A 23,597-nucleotide genomic window follows, 5' to 3' on the forward strand; every position below is an offset into this window, starting at 1 on the left:
TTCCTCAAAATACTTATAGTAGAGGTGTCTGCCTATAAAAAGCACCTACTAAAATGGCAGGTGCTAAGTCGATAAACTTAAAAATAATGGGAGGTATTTCTGAATTCAATCCTTTAAGGCGAGACTTTAAATTCCCGTACAATCATTCAGCTGATTTTTCATTCTTTTTCGCCGCTTGCTTACCTTCTTGTTCTGCTTTTTTCATGATTTTCTTCATATCTTTCTTGCTTACTGAATCAATAAAGTAAGCCTCGGCTGCTTTACCCATCGCGTATGTGCCAGAGTAAGCAATCGTACTAGAGACGACACTACCTGAGCCTGGCAAAACCACATTTAAGAATTTCGTTCCTTGTTGGGCAATGAGCTTAAAACTGTAGCCAAGAGAGCCAACCCCACCTAAACTAACTAAAAAGTCCTTCAACATTTTCTTATCAACTGTCCGGCCACTCACATAACCGATAAAGCTCACCATAAGCAGTTGTAAAGGGACAAGAACCGACATATCACTGACTGGAATCGGAGTTAAAGCCACCGTTGAAGCAGCACCTGAGAAGACTTTAATGACTTTTTGTGTGAGCTGTTTCACCGCCCTGTCAATCCGGGTTGATAACATCAAGTGAATCGCTGATTGAAAATCAATGTTTGATTCTAAGTAATCCAGTAGCGTATCAATCTCATAACGTCCATCAAATGCGATGGTTAACGCTGATCGCTCCTGTTCAGTTAAATGCTCAGGCGTCTCATGACTCCATTCGATATAACTCGAGACAGGGATGACGGTTTGAATATCTACATGTAGGGATTGGATTAATCGTGTCACTTGTTGCGTTTTCTCTTCAATTCTTTCCTGTTTTATGTCAGGATATTGATCAGGCTCTTTAATTCGAGCCGGTTCAATATGATCAGCGTGTGTGAGGACACAGACAACGGGAACCTGTTCTGATATATAGGGTTTTAAGACATTTATTTGTTGTAACTCCTCATCCATCCCTGCCCGGTCTGTCGCATTCATAACTAAAAGAACAGCATCTGGCTCAAATTGCTGAACGGCTTCTTTTAAAGCTTTTTCTGCGCTACTCGCTGAGTTAAACGATTCTCCTAGACCACGGGTATCAATGACATCAAATAATACCTGTTGATTATCACGATATTGATAACTACTCACCGACTGTGTCCCAACGTCAACCGCAGATGTTTTGGCTAAATAATGTCCAAACATCGCATTAATTAAACTACTTTTACCGACACCAGTTTTACCAACTACGATCAAACGCGGAGGTCGCCGGTCTTTTATATCTTCAAGTAACTGATTAAGTTCATCATTTTTTAAAAGAATCTTTTTAATTTGTTCTCTTGCTTGTTTTGGTACCTTCATTGGTAAAGTATCCATGACTTGGTCAAGACTCGTCCGAATATTGACGAGCCTGTCTAAACGCTCATCTACCGTTTGTCGATCCAAATGGCCTCCTCCTCTCTTTCACATTCCACCATCCATTAACTGGTCTTAAACCATTCATCAAAAAGTGTTTCGACTTCTTCAATATCAGCAAATAATAGTTGCTTTAGTTGACATTTATCAGATTGCCATAACGCTTTTAGCGACTCATCAATAGACTCTTTTCCTTTGATCAATTGAGCATAAAGCTTCAGACGAATTAATTCTAAAGTCTTTTTATCGATTGTACCTTCAGGTAAATCCATGGTGATTGGATAAAGACGGTACTCTTTACTATGTGATATCGACCGTGCCACACCTAATCCCACTTGAATCGCATAATCAATCCGAAGCGGTAAGTCTAATTTGTAGAAATGTACATCACGTAGGTCGTGCTCAATTGGTGTAGAGGTAATATAGATATCCTCATCTTTTGGGATGAGTTTAATCAGTTCGTTTAACGTTTCTGTTGCCGTTTTATAACGAATGATGTCTAATAGATTAACATCAAGTAAACGATCGACCGTATAAATCCATTTATTTTGAATGCCGATAAATGAAACCACTTCAAAATCGCGATAAATTTTTAATTCACTGCCGTTCTGCCAACCAATTAAATAGTCGTCCACCCCATTTTTCATGATGTCACGTCCTTTCTTGGTGAAATATTAGTCCTTCTGACACCTTATTTTCTAAGCAAGCGAATGTGTTTTGGTAAGACGGTTAAATGAAGAGGTAAATCTTCTCCTTCATCCCCGTCAATATTCGTGTGTAATGACGCCATTGACTCAATCTGTATTTCTTTTGTTTTAATATAGCGGACTTTTTCATGATCTTTAAACTCACCTGTTAAGACAGATGGTAATAAAGTCATTAAGTCAAAACCCGCTAATTTTTTTACAATAAAGACGTGCATATAGCCATCATCTAATTTTGCGTCTGTAGCTATCTTTTCAAAGCCGGCGATGGAATTCGTCATTCCAATAACAACTAAAAAAGCCTCTTCATCTATCGTGTCATCTGAAAGCTTAAACGTGAGCGGATAGACTTTATTTTCCGCAAGCGTTTTAGCACCCTCAATGTAATAAGCTAAGGGGCCTAGACGGGTTTTTTGTTCCACACCTACTTCATAAGTTGCCTCAGCGACAGCACCTAAAGCGACAACATTAACAAAATACCGTTCATTGATTTTGCCTATATCAACACGTTGCTCTGTACGCGCTTCTTTTAGCCACTCAATGGCGTCACGAGGCTTTAAGGGGATCCCTATCGCACGCGCAAAGTCATTGACTGTCCCGAACGGGACAAAGCTAAACAGTGGTTGTTGATCATATCTAGCTAAGCCTGCGATCACTTCATTGATGGTCCCATCTCCACCAACACCAATAACATAATCATATCCGTCATTGACAGCCTCTTCTGCGAAGACCGTTGCATCATCTTTCTTTTCTGTTTCTTTCACAACAACCTCATAACCTTTTTCTTTTATTACAGACACTATATCTTCCTTATAATCGATTGCCGCCTCATGACCAGATGACGGATTTAATATAACCATGGCTTGTTTCATCTCATTCACTCTTTTCGTTCATTAATTAATTTTACTTACCCTCAGTATACTAAAGTATACCCAAATGTTTGGGCGTTCTAACCTATGCGATGAAAGTAATCGCTTACTGCGATCATTGTCCTAGTGAAAAATAACGACATCAGACAAGTCGAATAATAAGCCAACAAAAAACCAAGCCTCGCTTGAATGTCGGCTTGGTTTTTCTGAATTTTTAATCTTAATGCGGTACAACTGGGGATTGCAAGTATCGATAAATCAATTGTTCTGTTGCTTTGATGGAATCAATGTGGGTACGCTCAAACGCATGAGAACTATCAATACCTGCACCAATAAGACCGTGAATGATATCGTGCCCGGCTCTAATCGCCGCGGAAGCATCCGATCCATAGTATGGATAGATATCTACCTTGTAACCGATGTTGTGCTCTTTTGCTAAACTCACTAAATGTTGACGAAGACCATGATGATAAGGGCCACTTGAGTCTTTTGCGCAAATCGATACAGTGAATTCATCGGTACTTTGACCATCACCGATCGCGCCCATATCAACGGCTAAGTATTCAACAACCGATTCAGGAATATTTGAATTCCCGCCATAACCAATCTCTTCGTTATTAGAAATAAGCACATAAGTCGTGTAAGGTAAATCAATTGCATCTTTGACGATTTGTTCGGCCAGTGACATGAGCATTGCGACACTTGCTTTATCATCTAGGTGACGTGATTTAATAAAGCCTGTCTCTGTTTCTTCCACGCGCGGGTCAAATGACACAAAGTCACCAACACCAATGCCTAAAGCATGAACATCTGCTTCATTTTTTACAACAGCATCAATTCTCACTTCCATATTGTCTTGATTGCGTTCTTTTGTTCCAGCGTCTTTATAGACATGGACAGATGTTTGATGCAAAAGAATCGTCCCTGTATACGTGTTGCCACTTGCGGTATGAATGGTACAGTATTCACCTTCAATCGAGTTAAAACGAAAACCACCAATTAAATCAAGTTTTAACCTGCCACTTGGTTTCACTTCTTTCACCATCGCACCAAGTGTGTCAACGTGAGCGGTCAACATCCGGGTCTCTTTCGTTGATTTTCCTGGTAATGTGACAATGAGTCCACCTTTTTTATTGCGGACGGTTTCTAGCTTTAAGTTCTGAAAGAAGTCCTCTACATAGGCAATCACTTCATCTGTATAGCCCGACGGGCTAGGAATGTTTACTAAGTTCTTTAAATATGTCATGGTATTCGTTGTCATATAATCCCTACTTTCGCTAAGTTAATCTTTGAAATTCTATTGATATATCATATCTCGCTCTTACAATATCAGTGTGACATAATCTTCTTTATCGCTTTTTCAGTTCAATATAACCGTCGGATAAGTCTTCCGGTAACGTATTCGCAAGGATGATGTAAAAAAAGAAACTACCTGGCAAGGTAAAGATAAATAATAACCGTACCAAAAATGGTGGAACATCAAAGTGGTTCGCCAGGCCACCGCACACACCATGAATGGATTTTTCTATTCTTGACCGTTTAAGTTGTTTTGACATAGAGACACCTCATTTATGATATGCTTAGTAAATCAATACTGGAGCAGAGAAAGGATGCATTCACCATGACACTTATCTTACAAGAAAAATGGCAAAAACAACTGGCACCTGTTGATTATAATCAGTACAAAAACTTGTATCACACTTACGTTAAACATCAATTAACCCACTTAGAAGATATCGGCCTCCGCGCCTCAATAGGCAAGCTCATTCCGCTAAGACAAGCTAAAAACCATGCGGGACAACGGTTAATTATTTGTTTTTATCAAAACACCACACAGACAAGCCTGTCTCCATCATTCACGGCAACATTACCATCATGTGACGTGGTTGATGTGACGATCCCTCACCTTTCATTAGCACCAGGTGAGGTCACACTTTGGACAATTATTTTCATCTCACCTACGACGCCGTTTACCGAGGGTTGGTTAGTGCCCGTCAGTAAATGACTCTTTTTTAAAATATAAAATTAATCCTCATCTTTAACGAATAGACTCTCTGGGACGGGTTCAGATAAATAGGCTTGAATTTCCGCTCGAATCCGTTCCATTTCTTTTATATGCGTATCAAACTGAGCGGTATTGACTAAGTATTGTTCCCCGTCATAAAATGCTTTGATCTTCTTTTCGAAAATTAATTTACGTAAATCCGTTTCATTTATTTCTAGATAATCGGCTGCTTCCTTAATTGACACGAACAAGCCCTTTCCCCCTTATCTCTTGTAATACCCATCCTCACGTCATGACTGCGGTGAGAGAAATGACTTTGGTACAGGTGCATGAAACGACAAGGTTTCTTGAGTGGTTGGATGTTTAAAAGTAATCGTCTCCGCATGTAGTCCTAACCGTTTGATTGGATTTGTTTTTGCGCCATATTTTTTATCTCCCACAATCGGATGACCAGCAGCACTTAGTTGGACCCGGATTTGATTTTTCCGACCAGTATCCAGATGTACATGTAGTAAGCTTGTCTTTTTCCCGCGATGTTTGACTTGATAATGGAGCGACGCATAAATACCTTCAGTTTTATTGTTAGTTGTAAACATACGATGCGTTTTAGATTCCCCTAGATAATCTTCTAAATGAGCTTGATCTTTTTTTACGACACCTTCAACAAGTGCCACATACCGTCGTTCTTTCACCCGTTCTTTCCAGTTTGACTGTAGGACGAGTTTTGAGCGCTCGTTTTTCGCAAATACCAACACACCCGACGTATCACGGTCAAGTCGATGTACGATAAAGATTCGGGCTCTTGGGTCTTTCTTTTGTAGATATTCACTTAATTGCCGGTGAGCCGTCAATTCTTTTACCTGTTTATTCGTTTGAATTGTCAACAAGCCACTGGCTTTATTGACAACCAAACAATCATCGTCTTCGTGTAAAATCGTTAAACCTTTTAATTGAGTTTCTTTGATTTGTTCTTTTGAAATGCTCACGACTTGCCCTTTTGTTAAGGGATGATTGAATTGCGAGATGGCTGATTATCCACATAGACTTGCCCTCGCTGCAAAAAACCTTTTATTTTACTCCTACTATAATCAAACTGTTGGAGTAAAAAGCCCATGAGCATCGTCTCTGTTTTTACCGTTTGTTCGATCTTTTTCACGACATGCCTCACTCACTTTCGTCATAGTCACTTTTTAATAAGCCGTAATGAACATGATCAAGATAGCCGTCATGCATCCACTCAGCCTCACGGATGATTCCTTCTTCTTTAAACCCTAAGCGTTTAGCAATACCGCGCGACTTATGGTTATTGACAGCCGCTTTTAAGTCCATTCGATTAAGACCAAGCTCATTAAATCCATATTGAATAATAGCTTTTGCGGCCTTTGTCATTACCCCTTGACCAATATAAGCTTCACCAAGCCAGTAGCCAATTTCAGCGCGCTTATTTTGTTGATCAAGCTCATTAAATCCAACCAACCCAGCAACACAATCATCTACATAAATCACTGATACAAATGATTCAAGTTTCGCATTCGTGATGACGGTCTCTTCAACAAACTTTCGAGTATGGTCTTCCTTCGTCGTAAACTCCACAAATATTAAAAAATCACGTAAGTGATTTCTAGAGTCTTGAATGAGGCGGTACAATGGTTCGGTATGAAACACGGTAAGTGGCCTTAATTCAATCCGGTCATCGATGGCATATGTATACATTTTATTTCCTCCTTTATTCGTTCCTTTACGTCCAACATTTTCTAAAAAATCATACTGATTACTTACTCATGCTTATCGCTATAAGCGTCCTGTTATGTGTAAAAAAAGCGACCTATTTTATCCTTTTTGTAACAGTTTAGGCGCACTCCACTTAATTAAAATAGCGCCTAAAGGTGCGGTAAGTAGAATGGATAAGACAGCAATGGCTAATATTTCAGGTCCTTTTTCTACGCCGCTTGCGAGAGGTAGCGCACCAATAGCCGCTTGTACGGTTGCTTTCGGTAAATAACTAAGCACACAGAAAAAGCGTTCTTTCGTGTTGAGCGCACTGCCAATGGTTGAAATAAACACACCGAGTGTTCGAAACATGAGACCGATGATAATAATGACAAGCCCCATAAACCCTGCCTCTAGTGCGACTGTAATATTAACTTCCGCTCCGACTAAACTAAACAACAGAATCTGGGCAAAGAACCAAATCGATAAGAGCGTAGTAGATAATTCTACTCCTATCTTTTCGCGTTGGTCGGTAATTAGAAAACCAATCGCCATAATGCCGAGTAAGCTCGCAATACCAATTACTTCACCGAAAGTATAAAAACCAATCGCACCTGTAAGTAACAACAATAACCGTTCGACATTCGAATGAAACAAACGTTTAAAGTCAAACAGCTTAATAAACAGATAGCCAATGACTAAACCACCTAACACACCAAGCACAATACTAAAGGGAATCTTTAATACTGACTCTACAATTGACAGATCACCTGTTGTTCCGAGACTTAAGAAAAAACTAAAAATCGTAATCGCAAACACATCATCCATTGACGTACCTGCTAGTAATAACGTTGGAATTTGTTTATCTTCTCCATAACCTTCACTCTTTAATTCTAACATACTTGGTACGACAACCGCTGGTGAAACCGCCGCAATAATAAAGCCAAGCATCCCGGCTTCTGCGAAACTAAAGTCAAAGAAATAGTAACTCACAAAAAGAATACTAAACCCCTCTAACAAGCCTGGTAGACTACTCATCTTGATCGCCAGACTCCCAACCGCTTGTATTTCATGGCGTTTGATCCCGAGGCCGGCGCGAATTAAAATAATCAGTAAACTAAAGGTCCGAATCTCACTTGATATATTTAGTAAATCAAGATGAAGCCAGTCGAGTACATACGGTCCAAACAGGATCCCTACAAATAACATACCTAATAATGGTGGCAGGCGAAAACTTTTCATCACCATCCCCAATACGAAGCCACTCAGTAATAATAACGCGATACTCTCTAACATTTTTTTCTCCCTTCACGGTGACAACTCTTCTTGGTTAGCTTGTTTTATCATTCATCTAATATAGAAAAAATAGCCACTACAAAGAACAGGTCACCTCCTGTTGTTTGTAGAAGCTATTGGTCTGTCGACAGTTTCTGAGTCATCTCAAGAGGCGAGCTTCACCGCCTTATACTGTTCTTAGTTTAGCATAACTTGATCGATCGAACAATTTCATTTTACTACTTTTTGTATTCCCCTATTATATTTTGTAACTTGTTTTAATCTTCATACGTCTTATCTATTATATCAGTCATAGTTACCTACCTATCATGTCACTAATATATACCAAAAGTCATATTGTAAAATGACTGTAAATTCTATAAGATGGAAATGAATCAATTCATAGATTGTGAGGGTTAATAATGAGTAAACGAACGCGCATGGTCTCTTGGTCACTAAGTGCTATTGTTTTAATTTGGATTATTGAATTTTATTTTGCCTCTTTCTTCAGTTATTGGCGTGTGCTCCCCTCCGTCTTATTTGCTTGGCCAATTATTCTTTTCAACATCTATTGCGCATTGAAAATACCTGTTGATAAATCGAAGTTTTATCGTTGGTTATCTCTAACCACCCCGGTCTTACTGGCGGTCATTTTAATCATTCCAACGATTCAAGTGTTACTAACGAAAGAAGAAAAGCTGATGTCTACCTCATCACCTGATGAGTCTTATACGGTTAATGTATACCAAAAGTCCAACCCTAAAGCGCTCGTCGCCGAACGAAAAGGTCCGTTATGGTTTAAACAACATTTGTATGTCGAACGAAACTTTGAGCATGTGATTGTTCAATGGATTACAAGCCATCAACTACAAATTAATCAGCATGTGATTGACCTAAGAAAAGCCGGCCACGCGAAGTGACCGGCTTTTCTTCATGATTCTTATGCGCTTATCTAACATCTTTCATTACTCCCAATGTTATTTCTTATCCGTTGATGATGCTTCGTCACTGGCCGTTTCTTCATTCACTATTTTGTTTGGTTTAATATAATGCATGTAGTACCGCATCGATTCGCGAACAATTAACACAACAAACAAACCTAATATGACTTTATTCATTGTTGTTGATAAATCGCCGACAATCAAAAAGGCAATCAAACCTAATAGATAAAATCCTAACATCAATTGTTGAACAACTTTCATTCCGCTTGTCTTACTCATGAACATCCCCCCTTTACGAAGGGTCGAATAAAGATATGTTCAACATCGATCGCTTCACTAGTTGTACCTAATACGACCGTCGAAATAAAATACCCAACCCAACTGCGAGCCATATGTTCGATATGAACGTCTTGTTCAAATGGTTTCAGCTGTTTTAATAGCTGATGATAAAAAATGACCGGGAAGTTCATATGTTCAGGTAAGTTCCCCATCAAACTCTCGCTTAACAACATCTTAACGAGCGCTCTGTTTATAATCAAAATCTGTGATCGTTCAGTAAACCATAATGTTAATATTTTTTCAAGCGGTTCATCCGTCTGTTCTTGACGTTCTTGCATGTTAAAATACTCATCAATGGTCAATTGAATCGCGGTTAAAAATAAGTTTTGTTTATTGGTAAACTTTCTAAATAACGTGACTTCAGCTACTTGCGCTTTTCTGGCTATGTCTTGTGTAGTGGCATTGTAGCCTTTTTCTATAAAGACATCGACAGCGGCTTTAATAATCTGGTTCGTTTTATCTGCCATAACTAAACTCCTCATGTGGATGGTTGTTTAGCTTTGCTTTTTAATGAAAAATGGATCAAACAGCAACTACATAATCGTCATCACAATCACTGTACTTAAAAAGGCAAAACTAATATTCACTACTGTCATCATACCAAAATTATTCAAAATCACAAAGCCAGACAGCGTCATTATTAATAGGTTATCTCCAGTAACCACAGTATGTGGATATGACATCATTCGACTTTGAAATACGTTCGTCAACTATTTGCTTTCTTTTATTAAACAATCCTTTAATTTACGTGCTGCACTACGCTTATAATGCCTCACGGCATTGGCACTTACACCCAAGTCTTTTCCAATCTCCACGAGCGTTTTCCCCTTTAATACATGTCCCTCAAACCACAACCACTCATTGTCTGTTAACAGTTGTTTTAAACAAACAATAAAGTCTGTATTAGGCACTTGATCTTCGGTCTGAAACGAGCCCGTCGTTTCAACGTGATGTTTATACTTCTCTTCTCTATTTCGTTTACGTTCATCCTTTCTGAATAAATCAATCAAACGAAACTGCATTTTATTGTAGACATACGTAGAAAACTTCATCTTTTCGTCGTCATAATCTTGTGTCGCTTGCCATAAACAGATCGCCAACTCTTGATAAAACTCACCCTCAGGATCTCTCACATGATATTTCTTTAGTAAGTGATACATCATCGGTTCATAGTCATTCAGTAATCGGTTGAACTCATCCATCTTAATACGTCCTCTAGGAAGATCCTCATTGTATTCCGCGGTAAGTTCAGCATAATTGGTTGAGTCCGTTTTGGCACCTTGCCAAAGCAGCCATTATAATACCAAATCGTTTGTTTTGGCACCCGTTTTGATTTGTTTATTGTGTTAATGCTTACTAAAAGATGCATTTTAGTAAAATGTAAAAAATAAAAAACTCACTAACCATGATGTAATGGTTAATGAGTTTTTTTACTTATGCCACGTTCAAAGTAACTTGTTAGGCGATACTCAACAATATCATTAATAAAGGGATACAAATTTCTCGCTTCTTGTTCGGTTAGAGGAACCGTTATGGCAAATTGTTCTCTATCAAATGTGAATATCCCTTTTGAACTTCCATTCCATTTTGAAAAGGGCATATCTTCAATAAGTCTAACGATTTTGTCTTCATCAAATGTCAGCAGCTTTTTTGTTTTCTTATCGCTGAAATCTTTTTTACGTCGATAATCCTTATCTGTTAAAAACTTACAAAACGGATAAGCGATTGAACTAGCAGTAATAGGTCGATGCCACTGGTTCTCTCCCCGGTCAAGCATAAGCTTTAAGACAACCATCTTATAACTTTTTGACATAAGCGTACGCTCTACATCTTCAATTAAAGACTTAAATCTATTGTATAAATCCGATTCTTCTAATGTTAATTCCCCTGAATGATGCAATAAACCCATATAGGACTTAAACTCCTGTTTTATCTGTTTAGCATCTTCTTTACCGTATCGATGTATTTCTAAATATGTTGGTCTTCTACCGAGTTCTGTTTTTAACATATGATAACTTGATATAAGTCTTTCTTTTCTTGGTTGCCGTTTTCGGACGAGATACTTGATTAGGTCAACTACTTGCATATCCAGATGCAGTTCACAACTCGTTGGTACTTCTGGTATCACGTGTTTCACCGAGCGAGAGTCACGATCTCGCTCAGTATCAAATAACTGCATCTTCACATCGGCATTTTTATAGTTACCAATTAAGTCGATAATATGACAATGTGTCTTTCCAGTACTTAATCTTAAACCTCTTCCTACTTGTTGCGTATAGATAGTTAAAGATTCAGTGGGACGCACAAACAATAACGTATCGACTTCAGGAATATCTACCCCTTCATTAAAGAGATCGACAGTAAAGATAATATCAATCGTTTGGTCTTTTAACGCTTTAATGGCTTCTTGTCGTGAATAACCCATTGTTTTAGAATGAAGACTAATGGCATTCACACCTTTTTTCACAAAGTAATCTTCTAAATATTTTGCTTGTCTAATCGATGAACAGAAGCTAATGGTACGCTTTTGTTTATGCTTTTCCCATGCATTAAATATCTTTTCAGCAATCGCATCTTGTAATTGTTTCGCTTCAAGTTCGTGTTGATCATAACGATTTCCAAGCCACGTCATTGAGCTGTAATCTGTCTCATCGTACACGCCAAAATATTTAAACGGCGTTAAATAGCCATGTTGAATGGCTTCGATAAAGTGCATTTGAAAGGCAACGTTATTATCACATAACGCATACACATCTTTTCCGTCTAAGCGATCTGGTGTGGCTGTAATCCCTAGTAAGAATTCCCGTTTAAAGTATTGTAAAATACCTTGATATGATTTTGCTGCCGCATGATGAAACTCATCAACAACAATTAAATCAAAATCACTGGAATTAAATCGATTCAAGTGATTTTTTCTGCTTAAAGTAAAGACAGAAGCAAATATATGATCAGACTCGTTATTTTTCTCTTCTTGGTTGTACAAACTACTTGATTTATTTGGTAAGACATGGTCGAAACTTTGCTTTGCTTGTCTAAGTATTTCTTCTCTATGGGCAATAAACAATACACGATTAAATTGCCGTGCAAAGAATGCTGCTAAATAGGTTTTGCCTAAACCTGTAGCCATGACGATAAGTGCTTTATCATAGTCTTCTTTTATGACATTATCTAAAGCGTCTAACGCAAGCGCTTGATGCGGTCTGGGTTCAATTATGATTGGCTCTTGATTATTACTACTTTCTCTAACAATCGTTGGTTCTGTTTCATCAAACATTAACGCTTCGGCTTCTCGGCTGTGCCATCGATCAACAAAGCCTGGATATTTGGCATGGTATGTTTCATACCTTTGTCGATATTGTTCAATGGTCTCTCTATTAATTGGTACGGTTTGATCAGCATAAAACAACTGTAAAAAACTTTCTTCAGCTTCTTCAAAGACGTCTGCCTGCCTTGTTGTTCAATGCTGACATTCCATTCTACACCGGTTGTCAATGCCGATTTTGATAAATTGGACGAACCAACAATAACTTGCTTCTCATGATCTGATTCAAATAGATAGGCCTTAGGATGAAAAGAGACGCCATGACTTTTCCACAACCTTAATTCAATATCTCCAACTAATTCGTCCAACCGTGATAATGCATCAGGTTGGGTAATATACAAGTAATCCCCGGTTAGGATTTTGATTTGAGTACCTTTATCAAGTGAGCGCTGCAATGAAGGTAAAATCAGCTCTAGACCAGATACCATCATAAAAGAGACAAGGATAGCTGTAGATGAACTACAGTCTATCCCCGCTTTAATCTCATCCACAATGTTATGTTTAATCAGCTTTGTTGTTGTCATCATGAACCTCAACTAGATAAATGCGCTCGTTAAAACCTCCGCGTTTAGAAGCCTTGTCTTGACGAAGGTCTTCTACTTCAGCTAATGATCCATCATTTACTTCTGCGAAAGCTTTAATTAATTCCATCATATCAGCTAATTCTTCTAGCTTATCACTTTTCGTATTAGCTGATAAATATTCATTAAACTCTTCAATCAGCTTCGTTTCAAGTTCTTTAATATAATTCTCGTTATCCAAAATTTTTGTTTCAAATGTTTTTCCTGCTTTTTCAATAATCTCAGGAATTTTATCACGAACAAGTTTATTATGTATTGGCATGTCGTCAACCTCCTACCATTTTTCTTTCAACATCTGTTTTTTCTTCTCTTCATATTCTTCATCTGTTAAAATGCCTTCTTGTTTCAACTGGTGCAACTTACGCAATTTTTCATCAAAACTATCATCAGATTGCTTGATTGCTTCCGTAGAAGTATTAGCCTCCGTCGTTACATCTACACGGTGCGTTGCGACACCTTTTTGTGTGAACGCATTAATCCCGTGCATAACAGTGATACCGATCGTAACTAATACCCAAATGATACCGAAAGCACCGAAGGTCGGTAATACCATAACAAAACCGATAAAAACAAAAACCAAACCAACAAAGAAGCCAAACATTGATTGACCCTTACCTGGTCTTACATTATAACGTTGATTCATCACTTCACCTCTTTTATTTAATCATTCATTTTACCATAAGCATACCATACTCAAATATTACCAACAATAAAATTAAGCGCTATCAAAAAAAAGGCTGATTAAAACGAACCTTTTGGCTCGTTCAATCAGCAAAACTCTCCCAGTTACACTTATTGGTAACTCCTTATATTATACAACAAATCAACGAAAATCGAAACAGTAAATTCTGCTTTCTTATGACAAATCTATGTCTTAACTCTTAATATCAGAAACGTCATAATAGTATCCCAGATACTCTATGAAAATATCTTTTAAGTCATCTTTACTTAACATTGGCGAAAGTACAATCGGATAACTTTTATTTAATTCAAATATTACTCTCCGCCCATATCTTTCATCATCGCCTAGATCCTCTCTTCCCTTAATTTTAGCTTTTAAAATTTCAGAAAGTCCTAACTCATCAATTATATCTAGGATATTAATTAGAAAATCATCATTTCTAAAGATTTCGTATTTAATAATATAGTTGTATAAATCAAGGTTATCAATAATTAAACCAAAATATCTTTGCCGCTGATCTTCATTATTTATATAGTCAGCAATGTACTGAGCACCTAAAATAATCTTGTAAATATAATTTTCCCAATCTAGTTTTTTCAGCACAATGTTCTTAAATTTATTTTCGTTGTCTAAAACTTCAGGGTATTTACCAATAATATAGTTCCGTTTGTAAATAAGTAAAAACGAATGCCAAAAATGTTCACTCAAAAGTATACTGCGGTCAAGTGATAAATAAGAATGAGTCACTGTATTAAAAGCTTCTAGAAATTCTTTCTTCTTATGTTCTGTAGAACCTTTTGCGATGTATATAGGAAATGAAGGGGTCTGATCGATATACACACTTTCTTCAGAAAAATACTCTTCATTCTCTGCTATCATATCTGCTTTGAAGTCTTCATATAATGACTCGATATTTTTATAGCCATCCTTTAATAATTTAATCTCCATTGGCTACCATCTCCTCTACCGATCGAACATATTTTTCGATAATATTATCCGTAATCTCATAAATGACATCATCTATATTATCAACTGTTAACTCATCTATCATTTTCGATTGCATAAGATCTAATAGTTTATTTTCTAGTTCGCTAACTGGTTCAACAGTTTTCAATTCAACTTCTCCATCTTCTCCGTTATTCATAATGAATTGTTGCAGTGCTTTTGTTAAACCAATATATATATAAGGATGATTCAAATATTGGCTTTTAGGTAAGGTGTGAAATTGATATTCTGGCTTTCTATAATAAATATTAATGGTCGCTTGACCTACTTCAATCTTTATATCTTTTTTCATATGTTCATCTAATTTTTTCTCAAAAAGATCAAATGGCTTTTGGTATGGTGCATCAAAAGTCACGACATTAGAATAGGCAAGTAAATTGAATTTATTCACTTTTATATCTTCTTTAAACTGGTCATAAAATTGAGACAAGTCTTGATTATCATGAAATGAAATATCTGTTAAAGCCTGAATATGCAATTGAAGCGATGTTTTTTGATCAAGTGATACACGCGATTTGCTAACTTCAATTTCTTGTTCTTTAAGCCTATAAAACTTGCTGTCTTTTGATTGAATTATTAATATGAGTTCAGCCTTGTTAAGGGCAATCAATCTTTTTATAAATTCAGAACCTATATCATGCTTAATCGTAAAGCGATAAGTATCATTATTTTCCATTACATCTACATCCAATTCAAAAATACTATTTACATAACTTTGAGCATGATTCGATAATATTGGATAAGGAAAGTTCGCGTCCTTTTTGTATATCAACTATTCCACCTCCAAATAATAAATGAATTTTAACGATTTATTCATTTTTCGATCATAATCTAGACGCAGCTTAATAATGCCATTGTTTACTTTGACATTAGTAATTTTATTTTTTAATAAACGACAATCTTGCCCTGTACCTAGATCAATCGCCCGCGTGAAATTACTATCTACTTTAAATTCATCACTGTATTCTTTACCCGTACCATCGATGACAGCTAATACAACATCACACTCAGTAACACCCATTAGTAACTTACTGCTTGAAAAATCAAATTGTAGAATTTCATGATCGTCTAGTCTTAGACGTTCGACTGTTTCAGGATAAGTACTATAGCGTTGTTTTTCATCAACTACTTTTCCATCACCTTTTGCTTTTTTAAATTTTAGAGGATCCCTTTTATTGCGCTTTTCTCCTTTATCACCAGTAGCGTTTGTTTCTGCATCAGCCCTATTTCTTCTTTCTTTTTTTGAACTGTTGCCCTTAGTTTTTCTTAGAGATTTTCCATTTCCTACACGAACTGTTTCAGTTGCTTTCTGTAAATCGTTTTTGAACTTACGTTCAACCGTATATATAATATCCTTCGTATCCATTATCCCATCCATCTGATTATTCTCTTGAATGGCATCATCAATGTGCTTTTTTATCGCTCTACTTAAATTATTAATAAAGCGAGTAGCATTGCTCTTCAGATATTTATCATTGATATGTTTATTTGATATTTCCGTATGTGATTCATTTTCGAGTGATTTTAAATAAGCATCTGCTTTCTTATCTCCAATAACGACAGCATTATAGGGTTTTGTCGCATAGCCATTAACTTTAAAATCTTCGATTTTCATCCCAACCGTTCTAATAATTGCTGTTCGTCCCTTACTTATTTTTTCATCATATTTAAAAAACAACTTGAACTGATAAGTTTCGTCTTTGCTCTCAACAACTAAGTCTTTTTCAATCGGGTAGTTTAAGTACGTGTCAACATACATTGGCGTAAAGACATCTTTCATATTCTCAACAGACTGTTCATAATATTGATCATTATAAACATAGTCTGTTAAATTATCTTTATTTATCACCTGATCATTAATATGCACTTCTAGCTTATTTTTCAATATTGATACAAAAAAGCTGTCACAGACACTTTTCACAATTGCCATTTGATCATCATATTCTTCTCTTAAAAAAGGTATGATAATCTTTAAACCTCTAGTATCTTTTCTAAATGGGTGATTAGATTCGTTGCTAAATGGATAGTATTTCAATAGACCATTTTCTCGTTGAGCGTCCGTAAAATACCCGGTCGATCGATAAGCTTGTCCATTGAACCAGTGTTCTACAAGTTGAACTGTTCCACCTAAATGTTTTTGATTTTTATCATCACAGTTCGAGAAAAACATGGCGTGAAGATCTGAAGCTGCATTTGATGCAATTTTCCCAACACCGTGCGATCCGCCGCGTATTTCTTCTTTGGATATATTTTCTTCCTCAAAATGAAAGCCTTTATTATAAGCATAGATGCCCCAAGTATCAGACTTAGAGTTAGTTTGACCGTTCTCTGCACCAGTCAAGCCTTTGGTATTTTCATCTTCAAAAGACATGTACCGTATCCGGTTCTGTTTTATTTTTTCGTTCATATGTTTTATTGTTTCTTTAGTGTAATTATTACGACCTTCCAATGTGTTGATTCTTTCTCTTAAATTATCAATGCCCGGAACATCAGTAGCTCTCATTTCACCTGTTTTAATTTTTACGATAACAGGTTTGTCATCATACAAATACCCGTCAAGTGAATTTTGAATATTTTCCCTGACTAGTCCCATGACACCCATGCCAAAAAATCGTTCTAAACTACGATCGAAATGAGATTCTTCAATATTCTCTATTGACGTGAACTTCCACTGATTATTGTTTATATCGGTCAATCTAGCCACTCCTTCTATATAGTAAATAACCCCCTAACCTTTTGAGTTAAGGGACTATTTCATTTTATTTAGCCCAAATACCCACAGATATATCGGCGAATTCCATCTGTCTTTTCTCGATATCTTTCACTTTCCATGTATCATAGTTTTCAAGCTGTTTGGTCATCTTAATTTGAGACTTTTTATAAACTTCTTTCTTAAGATCAAATGTTTTGTTTGTCGCACTACGATTATATTCTTCTCCAAGTAAGGTTAAGTTACCTAATCTCCATAAATAATCTTTATGAACGTCTTCAGATACCTTCCATTCTCTTGGTTTTTTAGGCATGATATGTTCGATATGAATCCGCCCGTTGTCATTAATAATCCGAGTTTCATAATTAAATGAGTTGTGAATTTTCCTCAAAAGATATCGAATGACAGGTGTTTTTTTAGTTGTGAAGTACTTAAAGTTTTCTTTAAATTCCTCATCAGAAATGATCAAATCTCTTACTGCTTCAACTATTGATTGACTCGTAACATAGTCATCATTATTTATTTGTCTTGCAATTTTTGCGAATTCAATTTCATATTTATTTGCTACTTTACTTGATACCACAAAATTCCTTACAATTAAACATTCTAGTGCCGCTAGAACTTGATCTATATCTTCTTCAGAGTAATGTTTATTTTCTAACCCTAATAGAATTGGATAATATGATTTAGCACCAAGGTTTTGTAATTCTGTCATTCTCTCATTTAATGACGGAGATTGATAATAATTAATGCTTTTCGGATTATTTAAGGCAAAATATAGCTCCGATAAATCGACCAACGTATCAATAAGTTCTTCTACTTTTTGCGGTGTGTCAATTTCTTTACGAATGTTTTTATATAAATCTTTTTCTCTTACAAACTTATATTTACCATTCCAGTAATGACGGATGAACTTTGTTGGGTCGGCATTATCTAAGTTTTCAATCATTCGTGACCATTTTTCTTTAATATTCTCAATTCGATCTGACGAAGATCTAAATACATGGTTTTTTAAAAGATCCGACGTCTCTAACTCTTTACCTCTGGCATTTAATGTTTCAAATATAATGAACGCTTCATTAATATCGTCCGTTTCAACATACATGACTTTGAATTGATCTAAAATCAAATTCATTACTGAAATGATTTTATTATATTTTGCGTCTGGATCTTTTTCCTCATTAACGAGCTCATTTAATTTTTTATGAAAATACTTGCTTGCTTTTAAAATTAATTCTTCCGAATTAGACAATCTCTTAACTTTAATATTTTCTGAATGAATTATTCCTCGACGTTGAACAATTTTTTTAAAAAATTCTTTATCTGTTTCCCCAAGAATCAAGCGTTCATCATTTCTTTTCGGCGTGACTCTTCCTATGTATTTTGATGTTAGATCATCAGCCTCAATCTTTGCATCTTCTAAATGTTCGACTTCATGGAGATGATCTAAAATGTCTCTAATGGCATCCAAAATGATGATGGATGTGCTTGTTCTTTGCTGCCCGTCAATAATAAACCACTTTTCAGTATCTCGTTCAAAATGAACAACAATCTGTCCTAGAAAGTGAGAACCTAATCCGTCATCTTCTGCTAACTGCATTAAATCAATCCAGTAATCCTCCAACTGATCTTCTGTCCATGAATAACCTCGTTGATATTCAGGAACATGATAGATATGTTGTTGTAGAAAGGTTGATACAGTTAAAAAACCCGAGTTAATAATACCCATGTTATACATCCTTCCTTGTATGTTTAAAAGCTGATATTTATACTATTGTAATATACATCTTCCACTTTTTGTAGATCAAAGATGATATTTGTCGAATTTACAAATGAAAACCCAATATAATAGGACAGTACGTGACTTAACACCCACTTATTATCTTGTGTTTAATTAATTTTAATTTGTTCATAAACTGTCTCGGCTTTCACAGCCATCCATTCATATTGAGAAATCGGCTTTTAAATTTCAGGATTACGTTGACCATAGTAATGAAATAGAGCGTTGATAACGCAACATCTCATTCTCTCTTACAAATATTGAATGTCTACTTAAAATATCATTGTTTTTAACAATAGAATATCATCTCAAGTATAGGTCGGAAAAAATATGTTATGATAAACAATGAACTAATACAATATACGGTGATGATTATCATCATAATCAAGATAAAGGAGAAGTTTATGCAACTCATATTAGGATCCGGTTCACCTAGACGCCAAGATATTTTAAAACAAGTGAATGTTGATTTTACCGTGCGTACACCGAACGTCGATGAATCACAAATCAAAACAACCAAACCAATTGAAAAGGTATCCGCTCTCTGTAAACTAAAAGCCGCGAGTATAATTTTTGAAGCTGATGATGAGATCATTGTTACAGCTGATACTGTTGTAAGTTATAAGAATATGATATTTGAAAAACCGAAAACAAAACAAGAAGCTTATACGATGATGCGTGCTTTAAGCGGTCAAACACATGAGGTACATACTGGGGTTTTAGTAAACTCCAAACATAAACAAGAGCTGTTTGTGGAGACAACCAAAGTTATATTTTATCCCCTTACAGATGAAGAAATCAATGACTATATCGAAACAGATGAGCCCTACGACAAAGCTGGTGCCTACGGGATTCAAGGCCTTGCGGCCCCGTTCATTAAGAAAATAGATGGGGATTATTATAATGTTGTTGGTTTACCAATTGGTCGGCTCATGCAAGTGTTAAAAAACTTTAACGATCACTAGTCTATGCAATGTAAGTAGACTCAATCGTAACTTTAAGGGGAGAAGTTAAAATGAAGAAAAAAATTCGAGTCGTTGCGGCTATTATAGAAAATGACAAGCAGGATATTTTCTGCGCTTTACGATCGCAGGCCATGTCTTTGCCAAACATGTGGGAGTTTCCTGGGGGGAAAGTAGAACAAGATGAAGATATTTTTTCCGCTCTTCAGCGAGAAATCCAAGAAGAATTCAATTGTTTGATCGCAACTGATTCAGTCATATTCACTGAAACAACACATGACTATGACAGTTTCACCATCAATTTGATTGCGATTAAAGCCAAGTTGATCGATCAAGACCCCGTCTTAACTGAACATGCTCAATATGTTTGGTTACAACGTGAAAACTTACTCAGTTTAAACTGGGCACCTGCCGACATTCCGATTGTAGAACAATTAATCAATGAAAAGAACAGACACTAATTTTTTAGGTTCTTTGTCAAATGGTGTTGGCGAGAAGTTTTAACCAATAATTTCAAGCTTATATTTCACATGTTTCAGTTCTTTTTATGCAGCTGAAACATGTGTTTTATTTTGTGATTTTTTCTTATGTGGTTCAACTGGTTTGTACGCAAAATGTAAAAGAATACGGTTCTTATAGTTTTTAAATTACGATAACCATAAGCGACACGATTTAAGACTATGATTTTATTAATACCTTCAATGCGGTAGTTATTGTACGTATAGTCAAAGCTATTTTGAACGTGTGGTAAATGTAAACGTAAGGTCTTTATACTCATTTTCATATAACTAGAAATGCTGGCATCAAGTTTCTTTCTCACGATCTCTTCGAGATCGTCAAAGTTCCTATCGTCAAAAGCTTTATAGAAGCTTTGAAGTAAGTTATAGTTTGCTTTTAGTTCATCAGAATAATCTAACATGGTATCAACGACTGCTTTAGATGGTAATGGACCAAACAAGGTATAGTGCTTGTAATCTGTACTTGAAAGTTCTTCGTTGGGTTTCAGTAACAGTCGCCAGTATCGCTTAAGTCGGCGATATTTCTTTTTATCTTCACCGTTGATGTGTTGAATGCTTGCATGATCTTGACACGCGTTTTATTCATCGCTCGCGTCATTAACTGAACGATGTGGAAGCAATCAATAATGATTTTAGCGTTAGGAAACAGGTCCTTAATCACCCTTTGATAACTGGCGTTCATATCAATCGTTACTGTCTTCACATTTTTACGCTGTTTAAAGGTAAAATACGTCGTAAAGTGGTTTCGAATCGTGCGCCCATCACGCTGTGGGAGTATGTCTAAGATATCACCAGAAGCCACATCAATATTGATAAAAGCCATCTATCCTTTTGCGACCTTAAATTCATCGAAAGAAAGGTTTTCAGGTAACGTTCGATCGTATGTTTGAAGCTCTTGACTCGCCTTATTAATTTCACGTTGAACCGTTGTTGGAGAGATAGCACAATCACGTGCAATATCCTTTACTGAACGAGCTTCAGCTGTTTTACCCCCATTTGAAGACATGTATCTTTCGAGATAAAACATCCCTCATTAACTAACGATATTTTCGCCACGAACGTTGCTTGACAATGTTTACAATAGAAACGTTGTTTTCTTAATTCGAGATATGTCTTTTTAGTTCCCCCAGCTGGAATAAAAATTGTCGACGTCTTTGTACCATTTTTAATAATGGTATAGTCTTCGTTTTCAACATGACAGTGATCACAGTGCGTCGGAGTATACGTGAGTTTGCCTTCCAGGAATGTGCAAGCATGGCCGTACTTTTTGCCGCGCGGGCATAATCCTCTTCAAAAATTATATTTTCAGCTTGAATATCAAAGGCGATTCTTGATATAGATAAGAGAATTCCCTCCTAATGGTTTTGTGGTTAAAACTAATAATACAGGGAAACGCATTTATTTTCTATATTTAGGTAGAAAAAGGTGCCAGTAAGTTATTTTAGTGAGCAATCTCTGTCTCACTTAAAACCCCTTCACCAACACCAAATATTATACAACCATTTTTTATAAGTGTCTGTTCTTTTTTGTTGCGAATTAACAAGCCGTTATATTATCGCATCTAGCATGATAACTAGTCACCCGTTATCGATTTTTCTGTTAAATAATCATACAAACCTTTCTCAACAGGTGTTTTCATTTTTAATATCATTTTAACAATCGAGACAGGTTTTTTAGCTGTTTCCATCTGCCTCTCTTCAAATGATTCCGGAATAGGTTCGACATCACCCATGTAGTAAAAAGACAATCCTTCATCATTATGTTTTTTCACAAATAGCGGTAGGCGCATGTCATGTTCCTTATAGCGTTGAATCGCTTTAACATCAGGAGAGGCTAATGTTCGTTTTGACTTAGACATCCATTGAAATATTTGTGGTGATAAAAATTGATCATCATATTTCGTCGTTTCACTTATATCATCTTCTTTATGATAATTAATGAAGATGGCACAGTTAGATTTATCTTGACTAATAATGTAGCCCCCTACATTTTGTGCGAGTGGATTCTCATCCCATAATAATAACCGAAACACATCTTGACGGGTATATTTCTCGTACAACATAAAGCCGTTACATACTTCATGTCCTTGTCTTTTCTCATCATACAGATAAAGCGCATAACTTACTTGATCAGACAACGAAGCTTTAAATTCAGGCTCTAGGAGGAGTTCGGTAAAGATCGGGTGTCGTTTATATGTCTTTGTTTCTTCATCATAGTCAACAAACCGAACAGATAAAAAGTCATGCGGTGCCCGTCGCTTCTTATCATAATTTTCTTGATAATACTGCAAATTCATATTGCGCAACACAGACGTTCTAATATCTTCAGTAAAGTCATCATAGACATCCATAGTCATTTTATCTAAATAGACCTCTTCTTTTATTTCAACATTGTCGATCAGTTGTTGAAACAACAACGCTTCGTGTGGCCGAACACCGTTTAAGACGTGTTGAGATAGGTAAATTAAACTTTTATCTGCTTTTTCTGAAAGTGTTTGTTTTAATTTTTCTACTTTTACAATATAACGATAGAAAGATTTACTGTACCGGACATAACTCATCGGATCGCGCGATCCGTGTGCCACAAAGTCCATCATTGTCGGTATTTTACCTACTTTATATTTTAATGTTAAATAATCTTGGTCTAAGTCCTTTTTCAGCAACATATTCTTTTGATCAATCGCTTCAAAAATACGTTCTTCAGCAATGCGTTCAAAATTAATGGTCGATTCACCTGGTATACCTCGGCTCCGTTCAACAAGTTGT

The 23,597-nt window shown here is 36.3% G+C and carries 29 protein-coding genes and 1 pseudogene; 4 read left to right on the forward strand and 26 right to left on the reverse strand.

Annotation, left to right across the window (positions count from 1 at the left end; genetic code table 11):
* Positions 1-142: 142 nt before the first annotated feature.
* From JCM19043_RS07995 to JCM19043_RS08015, 5 genes are all read right to left on the reverse strand, one after another.
* On the reverse strand, positions 143-1,459 hold the full coding sequence (locus tag JCM19043_RS07995; RefSeq protein WP_062321516.1) for a GTPase family protein: 1,317 nt from the start codon (positions 1,457-1,459) through the stop codon (positions 143-145).
* A 35-nt stretch (positions 1,460-1,494) separates the two neighbouring features.
* Entirely contained in the window at positions 1,495-2,076 is a 582-nt protein-coding gene (locus JCM19043_RS08000) for a hypothetical protein (protein WP_062321518.1), read from the reverse strand.
* Between the two features lie 44 nt (positions 2,077-2,120).
* Positions 2,121-3,005, reverse strand: coding sequence for a diacylglycerol kinase family protein (locus tag JCM19043_RS08005; RefSeq protein WP_062321520.1), 885 nt, complete (start codon positions 3,003-3,005; stop codon positions 2,121-2,123).
* Between the two features lie 217 nt (positions 3,006-3,222).
* Positions 3,223-4,248, reverse strand: a complete 1,026-nt coding sequence (locus JCM19043_RS08010) for a M42 family metallopeptidase (RefSeq protein ID WP_082394490.1) — start codon at positions 4,246-4,248, stop codon at positions 3,223-3,225.
* A 103-nt stretch (positions 4,249-4,351) separates the two neighbouring features.
* Complete coding sequence (locus JCM19043_RS08015) at positions 4,352-4,558, reverse strand: PspC domain-containing protein (RefSeq protein WP_062321524.1); 207 nt, start codon at positions 4,556-4,558, stop codon at positions 4,352-4,354.
* A gap of 65 nt (positions 4,559-4,623) precedes the next feature.
* On the opposite strand from JCM19043_RS08015, the gene JCM19043_RS08020 reads away from it, so the two are divergent.
* Positions 4,624-5,007, forward strand: coding sequence for a hypothetical protein (locus JCM19043_RS08020; protein WP_062321526.1), 384 nt, complete (start codon positions 4,624-4,626; stop codon positions 5,005-5,007).
* Positions 5,008-5,027: 20 nt separating this feature from the next.
* On the opposite strand, the gene JCM19043_RS08025 is transcribed toward JCM19043_RS08020, so the two are convergent.
* The 5 genes from JCM19043_RS08025 to JCM19043_RS08040 all read right to left on the reverse strand — a co-directional run bounded on the left by JCM19043_RS08025 (position 5,028) and on the right by JCM19043_RS08040 (position 8,013).
* The gene (locus JCM19043_RS08025) at positions 5,028-5,252 is read right to left on the reverse strand and encodes an excisionase family DNA-binding protein (protein ID WP_231631468.1); all 225 of its coding nucleotides are present in this window, start codon (positions 5,250-5,252) and stop codon (positions 5,028-5,030) included.
* A 45-nt stretch (positions 5,253-5,297) separates the two neighbouring features.
* A complete protein-coding gene (locus JCM19043_RS08030; RefSeq protein WP_231631464.1) occupies positions 5,298-5,993 on the reverse strand; it encodes an RluA family pseudouridine synthase in 696 nt (231 codons plus the stop codon).
* Between the two features lie 14 nt (positions 5,994-6,007).
* Entirely contained in the window at positions 6,008-6,163 is a 156-nt protein-coding gene (locus tag JCM19043_RS17540) for a hypothetical protein (RefSeq protein WP_231631465.1), read from the reverse strand.
* A gap of 8 nt (positions 6,164-6,171) precedes the next feature.
* Positions 6,172-6,720: a GNAT family N-acetyltransferase gene (locus tag JCM19043_RS08035; protein WP_062321531.1), complete on the reverse strand. Its 549-nt coding sequence runs from the start codon at positions 6,718-6,720 to the stop codon at positions 6,172-6,174.
* A gap of 117 nt (positions 6,721-6,837) precedes the next feature.
* Entirely contained in the window at positions 6,838-8,013 is a 1,176-nt protein-coding gene (locus tag JCM19043_RS08040) for a sodium:proton antiporter (protein WP_062321533.1), read from the reverse strand.
* Positions 8,014-8,414: 401 nt separating this feature from the next.
* Between JCM19043_RS08040 and JCM19043_RS08045 the strand changes: the two genes are divergently transcribed.
* Positions 8,415-8,912 (forward strand): DUF5412 family protein, encoded by a 498-nt coding sequence (locus tag JCM19043_RS08045; protein WP_062321535.1) that lies wholly within the window; start codon positions 8,415-8,417, stop codon positions 8,910-8,912.
* A gap of 57 nt (positions 8,913-8,969) precedes the next feature.
* Here JCM19043_RS08045 and JCM19043_RS08050 read toward each other — a convergent pair whose 3' ends face one another.
* From JCM19043_RS08050 to JCM19043_RS08095, 11 genes and pseudogenes are all read right to left on the reverse strand, one after another.
* Positions 8,970-9,212 (reverse strand): hypothetical protein, encoded by a 243-nt coding sequence (locus tag JCM19043_RS08050; protein ID WP_062321537.1) that lies wholly within the window; start codon positions 9,210-9,212, stop codon positions 8,970-8,972.
* Positions 9,209-9,739: a TetR/AcrR family transcriptional regulator gene (locus JCM19043_RS08055; RefSeq protein ID WP_062321540.1), complete on the reverse strand. Its 531-nt coding sequence runs from the start codon at positions 9,737-9,739 to the stop codon at positions 9,209-9,211. Before JCM19043_RS08055 ends, JCM19043_RS08050 begins: the two co-directional genes overlap by 4 nt.
* Positions 9,740-9,805: 66 nt before the next feature.
* Entirely contained in the window at positions 9,806-9,958 is a 153-nt protein-coding gene (locus tag JCM19043_RS16405; protein ID WP_156321369.1) for a hypothetical protein, read from the reverse strand.
* Positions 9,959-9,982: 24 nt separating this feature from the next.
* Positions 9,983-10,474: a sigma-70 family RNA polymerase sigma factor gene (locus tag JCM19043_RS08060; RefSeq protein ID WP_082394486.1), complete on the reverse strand. Its 492-nt coding sequence runs from the start codon at positions 10,472-10,474 to the stop codon at positions 9,983-9,985.
* Positions 10,475-10,689: 215 nt separating this feature from the next.
* Positions 10,690-13,118: pseudogene (locus JCM19043_RS08065) on the reverse strand (DEAD/DEAH box helicase family protein).
* Positions 13,096-13,437: a nucleoside triphosphate pyrophosphohydrolase gene (locus JCM19043_RS08070; protein WP_062321544.1), complete on the reverse strand. Its 342-nt coding sequence runs from the start codon at positions 13,435-13,437 to the stop codon at positions 13,096-13,098. Before JCM19043_RS08070 ends, JCM19043_RS08065 begins: the two are co-directional and overlap by 23 nt.
* A 12-nt stretch (positions 13,438-13,449) precedes the next feature.
* Positions 13,450-13,818 (reverse strand): SHOCT domain-containing protein, encoded by a 369-nt coding sequence (locus tag JCM19043_RS08075; RefSeq protein ID WP_062321546.1) that lies wholly within the window; start codon positions 13,816-13,818, stop codon positions 13,450-13,452.
* A gap of 231 nt (positions 13,819-14,049) precedes the next feature.
* Positions 14,050-14,805 carry a hypothetical protein gene (locus JCM19043_RS08080; RefSeq protein ID WP_062321548.1) on the reverse strand — a complete coding sequence of 252 codons (756 nt, stop codon included), beginning with the start codon at positions 14,803-14,805 and terminating at the stop codon, positions 14,050-14,052.
* Positions 14,795-15,538 (reverse strand): hypothetical protein, encoded by a 744-nt coding sequence (locus JCM19043_RS08085; RefSeq protein WP_231631466.1) that lies wholly within the window; start codon positions 15,536-15,538, stop codon positions 14,795-14,797. Before JCM19043_RS08085 ends, JCM19043_RS08080 begins: the two co-directional genes overlap by 11 nt.
* 96 nt (positions 15,539-15,634) lie before the next feature.
* Positions 15,635-17,557 (reverse strand): hypothetical protein, encoded by a 1,923-nt coding sequence (locus JCM19043_RS08090; RefSeq protein ID WP_062321554.1) that lies wholly within the window; start codon positions 17,555-17,557, stop codon positions 15,635-15,637.
* A gap of 64 nt (positions 17,558-17,621) precedes the next feature.
* A complete protein-coding gene (locus JCM19043_RS08095; RefSeq protein ID WP_062321556.1) occupies positions 17,622-19,301 on the reverse strand; it encodes a DUF262 domain-containing protein in 1,680 nt (559 codons plus the stop codon).
* Positions 19,302-19,756: 455 nt separating this feature from the next.
* Between JCM19043_RS08095 and JCM19043_RS08100 the strand changes: the two genes are divergently transcribed.
* Both JCM19043_RS08100 and JCM19043_RS08105 read left to right on the forward strand, forming a co-directional pair.
* Positions 19,757-20,317, forward strand: coding sequence for a nucleoside triphosphate pyrophosphatase (locus JCM19043_RS08100; protein WP_062321558.1), 561 nt, complete (start codon positions 19,757-19,759; stop codon positions 20,315-20,317).
* A 50-nt stretch (positions 20,318-20,367) separates the two neighbouring features.
* Positions 20,368-20,775, forward strand: coding sequence for a (deoxy)nucleoside triphosphate pyrophosphohydrolase (locus JCM19043_RS08105; protein WP_062321560.1), 408 nt, complete (start codon positions 20,368-20,370; stop codon positions 20,773-20,775).
* Positions 20,776-20,849: 74 nt separating this feature from the next.
* On the opposite strand, the gene JCM19043_RS17545 is transcribed toward JCM19043_RS08105, so the two are convergent.
* From JCM19043_RS17545 to JCM19043_RS18790, 5 genes are all read right to left on the reverse strand, one after another.
* On the reverse strand, positions 20,850-21,386 hold the full coding sequence (locus JCM19043_RS17545; RefSeq protein ID WP_307725269.1) for a transposase: 537 nt from the start codon (positions 21,384-21,386) through the stop codon (positions 20,850-20,852).
* Positions 21,317-21,655, reverse strand: coding sequence for an ISL3 family transposase (locus tag JCM19043_RS17550; protein ID WP_062321565.1), 339 nt, complete (start codon positions 21,653-21,655; stop codon positions 21,317-21,319). Before JCM19043_RS17550 ends, JCM19043_RS17545 begins: the two co-directional genes overlap by 70 nt.
* Complete coding sequence (locus JCM19043_RS17555; RefSeq protein ID WP_062321566.1) at positions 21,656-21,838, reverse strand: hypothetical protein; 183 nt, start codon at positions 21,836-21,838, stop codon at positions 21,656-21,658. It lies immediately after the preceding gene.
* Positions 21,796-22,074 carry a transposase family protein gene (locus JCM19043_RS17560; RefSeq protein ID WP_256212399.1) on the reverse strand — a complete coding sequence of 93 codons (279 nt, stop codon included), beginning with the start codon at positions 22,072-22,074 and terminating at the stop codon, positions 21,796-21,798. The genes JCM19043_RS17555 and JCM19043_RS17560 overlap by 43 nt, the downstream gene beginning before the upstream one ends.
* Positions 22,075-22,405: 331 nt before the next feature.
* Positions 22,406-23,497, reverse strand: a complete 1,092-nt coding sequence (locus JCM19043_RS18790; RefSeq protein ID WP_369813827.1) for a DUF3427 domain-containing protein — start codon at positions 23,495-23,497, stop codon at positions 22,406-22,408.
* Positions 23,498-23,597 lie beyond the last annotated feature (100 nt).

The organism is Halolactibacillus sp. JCM 19043, from assembly GCF_001310395.1.
GTDB classification, from domain to species: Bacteria; Bacillota; Bacilli; order Bacillales; family Amphibacillaceae; genus Halolactibacillus; species Halolactibacillus miurensis.

What these genes read in the sequence shown, in the direction of transcription:
- JCM19043_RS08000 (WP_062321518.1), bottom strand. Translation starts at nt 2,076, where the DNA reads ATGAAAAATGGGGTGGACGACTATTTAATTGGTTGGCAGAACGGCAGT.
- JCM19043_RS08005 (WP_062321520.1), bottom strand. Translation starts at nt 3,005, where the DNA reads ATGAAACAAGCCATGGTTATATTAAATCCGTCATCTGGTCATGAGGCG.
- JCM19043_RS08010 (WP_082394490.1), bottom strand. Translation starts at nt 4,248, where the DNA reads ATGACATATTTAAAGAACTTAGTAAACATTCCTAGCCCGTCGGGCTAT.
- JCM19043_RS08015 (WP_062321524.1), bottom strand. Translation starts at nt 4,558, where the DNA reads ATGTCAAAACAACTTAAACGGTCAAGAATAGAAAAATCCATTCATGGT.
- JCM19043_RS08020 (WP_062321526.1), top strand. Translation starts at nt 4,624, where the DNA reads ATGACACTTATCTTACAAGAAAAATGGCAAAAACAACTGGCACCTGTT.
- JCM19043_RS08035 (WP_062321531.1), bottom strand. Translation starts at nt 6,720, where the DNA reads ATGTATACATATGCCATCGATGACCGGATTGAATTAAGGCCACTTACC.
- JCM19043_RS08040 (WP_062321533.1), bottom strand. Translation starts at nt 8,013, where the DNA reads ATGTTAGAGAGTATCGCGTTATTATTACTGAGTGGCTTCGTATTGGGG.
- JCM19043_RS08045 (WP_062321535.1), top strand. Translation starts at nt 8,415, where the DNA reads ATGAGTAAACGAACGCGCATGGTCTCTTGGTCACTAAGTGCTATTGTT.
- JCM19043_RS08050 (WP_062321537.1), bottom strand. Translation starts at nt 9,212, where the DNA reads ATGAGTAAGACAAGCGGAATGAAAGTTGTTCAACAATTGATGTTAGGA.
- JCM19043_RS08055 (WP_062321540.1), bottom strand. Translation starts at nt 9,739, where the DNA reads ATGGCAGATAAAACGAACCAGATTATTAAAGCCGCTGTCGATGTCTTT.
- JCM19043_RS16405 (WP_156321369.1), bottom strand. Translation starts at nt 9,958, where the DNA reads ATGATGTCATATCCACATACTGTGGTTACTGGAGATAACCTATTAATA.
- JCM19043_RS08060 (WP_082394486.1), bottom strand. Translation starts at nt 10,474, where the DNA reads ATGGATGAGTTCAACCGATTACTGAATGACTATGAACCGATGATGTAT.
- JCM19043_RS08070 (WP_062321544.1), bottom strand. Translation starts at nt 13,437, where the DNA reads ATGCCAATACATAATAAACTTGTTCGTGATAAAATTCCTGAGATTATT.
- JCM19043_RS08075 (WP_062321546.1), bottom strand. Translation starts at nt 13,818, where the DNA reads ATGAATCAACGTTATAATGTAAGACCAGGTAAGGGTCAATCAATGTTT.
- JCM19043_RS08080 (WP_062321548.1), bottom strand. Translation starts at nt 14,805, where the DNA reads ATGGAGATTAAATTATTAAAGGATGGCTATAAAAATATCGAGTCATTA.
- JCM19043_RS08085 (WP_231631466.1), bottom strand. Translation starts at nt 15,538, where the DNA reads ATGGAAAATAATGATACTTATCGCTTTACGATTAAGCATGATATAGGT.
- JCM19043_RS08095 (WP_062321556.1), bottom strand. Translation starts at nt 19,301, where the DNA reads ATGGGTATTATTAACTCGGGTTTTTTAACTGTATCAACCTTTCTACAA.
- JCM19043_RS08100 (WP_062321558.1), top strand. Translation starts at nt 19,757, where the DNA reads ATGCAACTCATATTAGGATCCGGTTCACCTAGACGCCAAGATATTTTA.
- JCM19043_RS08105 (WP_062321560.1), top strand. Translation starts at nt 20,368, where the DNA reads ATGAAGAAAAAAATTCGAGTCGTTGCGGCTATTATAGAAAATGACAAG.
- JCM19043_RS17550 (WP_062321565.1), bottom strand. Translation starts at nt 21,655, where the DNA reads ATGGCTTTTATCAATATTGATGTGGCTTCTGGTGATATCTTAGACATA.
- JCM19043_RS17555 (WP_062321566.1), bottom strand. Translation starts at nt 21,838, where the DNA reads ATGTCTTCAAATGGGGGTAAAACAGCTGAAGCTCGTTCAGTAAAGGAT.
- JCM19043_RS18790 (WP_369813827.1), bottom strand. Translation starts at nt 23,497, where the DNA reads ATGTTGCTGAAAAAGGACTTAGACCAAGATTATTTAACATTAAAATAT.